Origin of the sequence: Arthrobacter sp. Cr_A7, assembly GCF_029222765.1 — a bacterium.
In the GTDB taxonomy this organism is placed as follows: domain Bacteria; phylum Actinomycetota; class Actinomycetes; order Actinomycetales; family Micrococcaceae; genus Arthrobacter.
On the sequence record NZ_JARHXQ010000200.1, the window covers coordinates 1 to 4,359 of the forward strand.

The 4,359-nt window shown below is 69.0% G+C and carries 4 protein-coding genes and 1 pseudogene; 2 read left to right on the forward strand and 3 right to left on the reverse strand.

The genetic code is table 11. The features are described from left to right. Positions 1–846: neutral zinc metallopeptidase (locus P2Q66_RS11535; RefSeq protein ID WP_275728176.1), on the reverse strand; the 846-nt coding region annotated here is incomplete at its 3' end. Positions 847–905: 59 nt separating this feature from the next. Here P2Q66_RS11535 and P2Q66_RS11540 point away from each other — a divergent pair. Beyond that, positions 906–2,312, forward strand: a complete 1,407-nt coding sequence (locus tag P2Q66_RS11540) for an AMP-binding protein (protein WP_275728180.1) — start codon at positions 906–908, stop codon at positions 2,310–2,312. Then, positions 2,302–3,489: a thiolase family protein gene (locus P2Q66_RS11545; protein WP_275728181.1), complete on the forward strand. Its 1,188-nt coding sequence runs from the start codon at positions 2,302–2,304 to the stop codon at positions 3,487–3,489. Before P2Q66_RS11540 ends, P2Q66_RS11545 begins: the two co-directional genes overlap by 11 nt. A gap of 18 nt (positions 3,490–3,507) precedes the next feature. On the opposite strand, the gene P2Q66_RS11550 is transcribed toward P2Q66_RS11545, so the two are convergent. Further along, entirely contained in the window at positions 3,508–4,131 is a 624-nt protein-coding gene (locus P2Q66_RS11550) for an energy-coupling factor transporter transmembrane protein EcfT (protein WP_079596071.1), read from the reverse strand. Further along, positions 4,128–4,359, reverse strand: a pseudogene (locus P2Q66_RS11555) (ABC transporter ATP-binding protein); the annotation flags it as partial. The pseudogene P2Q66_RS11555 and the gene P2Q66_RS11550, both read right to left, overlap by 4 nt.

Here is a 4,359-nt window from a genome sequence, read left to right on the forward strand (position 1 = left end):
GATGTCGCCGGTCTCGTAGCCCTTGTAGAACCACCGCTGGCGCTGCTCGCTGGAACCGTGGGTCCACGCCTCGGGAGTGACGCGCCCGGTGGCTGCCTCCTGGATGCGGTCATCGCCCACCGCTGAAGCGGCGGACAGTGCGTCGTTCAGGTCCTGCTGCGTGAGGGCCTCCAGGAACGGCTGGCCATCAGGACCCGGCTGGGTTGACGCGTGCTTAGCCCAGAGACCCGCATAGCAGTCTGCCTGCAGTTCCACGCGCACGGCGCCCGACTCAGGGCCTTGCGGATCCTGCTGGGCGCGGTCCAGGTATCCCAGGACGTTCTGGATGTGGTGGCCGAACTCATGGGCCACTACATACTCCTGGGCCAGCGGGCCGCCGGAAGAACCGAAGCGGTTGACAAGTTCCGTGAAGAACCCGGGATCGAAGTAGGCGGTGGTGTCCGTGGGGCAGTAGAAGGGGCCCACAGCGCTGGATGCCGTGCCGCACCCCGTGCTCACGGCCTCCTCAAAGATCACCGTCTCCGGCCGCGGGTACTGGACATTGTACTGCTCCAGGTAGGCAGGCCAGAAGGCGTTCAGGCTGTTAACGGTGCCGGTGATCCGGCAGTCCACGCGGGCATCGGCGTCGGCGCCGCTCTCACACGCAGGCGCGGTGCCCTGCGCCTGCGGAGCCGGGGCCGCACCGCCTGCCAGGCCCTCGAGGAGCTGCGGATTTACGCCGAAGAGCGCAGCGATCAGCAGCAGGAGTCCGCCACCGATGCCACCCCCCACCTTGGCGCCGCGGCCCATGCCGCGCCGGTCCTGGACCTGTGAAGGATCCAACTGCACATTGTCGTTGAAACTCATAAAGTCACATTACCCTCGGGCCCGGAACTCAATCCGTCCCGGCCGGTAAAGTTGATCCGATGCCTTTCCTCAACAGAATCCAGCGCTGGGCGGACGAACGGCCGCACCACACCGCCGTCGTGGTCGCTGGCCGCCGCCTTTCCTGGGCAGAGCTCCGCGATTCAGCTGCTGATCTGGTTGCGGACACGAAGTCGATAACGCCCCTCTGCGAGGCCAACTCCACGGAGTTCGCCGTAAAGCTCGCTGCCGCGGTTGCCGGAGGGCGCCAGTGCGCAGTCCTTGATCCGGCCTGGCCCAGCCAGCTGCGGGAAAACATCATCCGCCGCGTGGAAGGGTCGGCGCTTCCCGCCGCAGTGGCCCCGGATGACGCCCTTGCCGACGGGCCGCCGGAGAGCACGTTCCTCATCGGCCTGACCTCGGGCACCACGTCGGTGCCCAAGGCCTTCACCCGGTCCCGCCGTTCCTGGCAGCAGTCCTTCGAGGCGTCGATCGAATTCTTCGGCCTGCGCCAGGATGACGTCACCCTGGCCCCCGGCCCGCTGGCGGCCAGCCTGAACCTCTACGCGCTGGCCGAGTGCCTCTACGCCGGGTCTGAATTCCAGACCCTGCAAAGTTTCGACGTGGGAGACGTCCACGCCGCGATCACCCACGACCGCGTCACCCGGCTGGTGCTGGTCCCCACCATGTTGCGGATGCTCAGCGAGCGCGGCCTGACCGGCTGCGTTGACGCCTCCGGTGTGCGGACCATCATCAGCGCCGGCTCCAAACTGGATGCGCGGACCCTCGACGCTGCCCGCCGCTGGGCCCCCAACGCCACCATCTTCGAGTATTACGGCGCCTCGGAGCTGAGCTTCGTCTCCGGTGCCGGGCTGCCCGCGGGCCACGCACCGGCTGTGGGCGGGACCGGCATTGGCCGTCCCTTTCCCGGGGTTGACGTGCGGATCCTCGACGACGCCGGGACGCCCCTTCCGGACGGGGAATCGGGCAACATCTGCGTACGCAGCGCCCTGGTCAGCAACGGCTACCTGTGGGGCGACGACGGCCAGGCCCTGCGGTCCTTCAACGGCTGGTTCACCGTGGGGGACCAGGGTTACCTCGAGGCGGGGGAGCTGCATATCCTGGGGCGGCGCGCTGACATGATCCTCACCTCCGGCAAGAACGTCTATCCGCACGAGGTTGAACTTGCCCTCGCGGCGGTGCCCGGGGTGGCGGCGGCCGTCGCTGCGGGCATGCCGGACGACCTCCGCGGCCAGCGGGTGGTGGCCGGCGTTGTCCCTGCCCATGGGGGGATCACGGCAATGCAGCTGCGGGCGGGGCTTGAGGACATCCTGGCCCGGGACAAGCGCCCGCTGCAGTACTACGTCCTCTCCGAACTGCCCATCACGGACCGGGGCAAGGTCAGCCGGAACCTGCTGCTGGAATGGATTGATACCCGCGACCCCAGAGTCCGGAACCTTGGCGCCTGAGATCCTGCCCCCGGACCGGCAGCCCGTCATCATCGCGGCCCGGCGGACCCCCGTGTGCCGGATCAACGGCCCTCTGGGAACGCTGCGCGCCCACGAGCTTCTGGCTCCGGTGTTGCGGGAACTGGTGACTTCCTCCGGGGTTGAACCGGGCGCTGTCGCTGACGTGGTGATGGGGAACGCAGTGGGTGGCGGCGGCAACGTGGCCCGGCTGGCGCTGCTGGAGGCGGGCCTGCCGGTCAGCGTCCCCGGAATGACGGTGGACCGCCAGTGCGGTTCAGGCCTGGACGCGGTGGTCCTGGCAGCCCGGCTCGTGGCAGCCGGCGGGAATCCCCTGTACCTGGCCGGGGGCGTGGAGAGTACGAGTACCGCGCCGCTGCGCGCCCACCGGAACGGCGACGGCGGGCCGGAGTTCTACCGGCGCGCCCAGTTTGTGCCGGCCAGCTTCGGTGATCCGGACATGGGCGAGGCCGCGGAAACAGTCGCGCAGAAGTTTGGCGTGGGCCGGGAGCGCCAGGACGCCTTCGCGCTGGCGAGCCATCGAAGGGCACTTGCAGCGGCCCAGGCCGGGTATTTCGACGGCGAAATTGTGCCGCTGGGCACCGGTACCGGGACCGTTGCAGCGGACGACGGGCCCCGGCGCGGCCTGACCGCCGCCGTGATGGCGCGCTTCCCGCCCGTCTTCGTCGACGGGGGAACTGTCACCGCCGGAAACTCATGCTTCGACGCGGACGCCGCATCCGCCGTCGTTATTACGTCTGTCCAGCGTGCGCAGGAACTGGGGGCAGCCGCCGGGCTGCTGGTGCTGGGCACCGGGACGGCCGGCGTGCACCCGGAGGTCCTCGGGGTGGGTGCCGCCAGTGCGGCGCGCGACGTTCTTGACCGCGCAGTCGTGACGGCGGACCAGCTGGACCTGGTGGAGTTCAATGAGGCGTTCGCGTCCCAGACGCTTGCCTGCCTTGACGAGCTGGGCATCGACGGGGAACGGGCAAACCTCGACGGCGGGGCGCTGGCTCTGGGCCATGCCTACGGTGCTTCCGGCGCCGTCCTGGTCACCCGGCTGCTGGCCCAGGCGCGCCGTGCGGACGCTCCAGGCGCCCTGGCGCTGGCCATGATCAGCAGTGCCGGCGGGATGGGTACGGCGGCATTGTTCCGGTACCAGCACCTCAACAACGGCTGATTCCCTGCAGGCGGAGGTTCAGTCCTCCGCTTCGCCCAGGCCCCGGGCGGCAAGTGCCTCGCCGGTCTGGCGGGCAAAGGCCACCGAGGTGATAAACACCGGCAGGACCAGTGCACGCGGATTGCGTTCAAGGCCGCGGGCCCGGGCGGAATCCCGGACGTCCGCGAAGGTCCCGGCGATGTAAGGGATGCTGCGCAGCATGATCCCGATGGTCAACGCGAAGCGTTCCGGATCCGCGCCGAACCTCGTGAAAGGGCCTGCCGCCTTGACCACGCCGTCCAGGAGCTGCTGCACGGGGGTGGTCGCGGTGAGCAGGGACGCGGCAACGACGCAGACGAGGATGTTCAGGACGATCCGGGCCGCGGTGGGTGCACCCAGCTGCCACCACTGGAACAGCCCGATCACCAGCAGGACCGCGGCGAGCGGGCGGACGGCGCCCCACAGCCGTTTCAGGCCGGCCCCCGTCAGCAGGAACAGGCCGCAGAGGCCGGCGAGCACCAGCAGCGAAATGCGCCAGTCTACGATGGCGAAGGACGCAAGGCCGCAGGCGAAGACCAGCAGGAATTTCACTGCCAGCGGCGACCGGTGGACCAGGGAATCTCCCGGGACGTAGTTGGCCAGCAGGAAGCCGTGGCCCCTCATCGTTGTGGTCCCCGCGCTTGCAGGTTGTCCAGGCTTTCCGAGCAGAGCGCGCGGTAGGCGTTCACGGCATCTGCGGCGGCGCCGTCAAAGGCTACTTTCCCTTGTTCGATGACCAGCACGCGGTCCATTTCCAGGGCGAGTTCGAGGTCGTGTGTGGACATGATGATCTGCTGGCCAAGGCCGGCCAGGGTCTTGCGCAGGAGTTCGCGGTTGCGCAGGTCCAGCAGG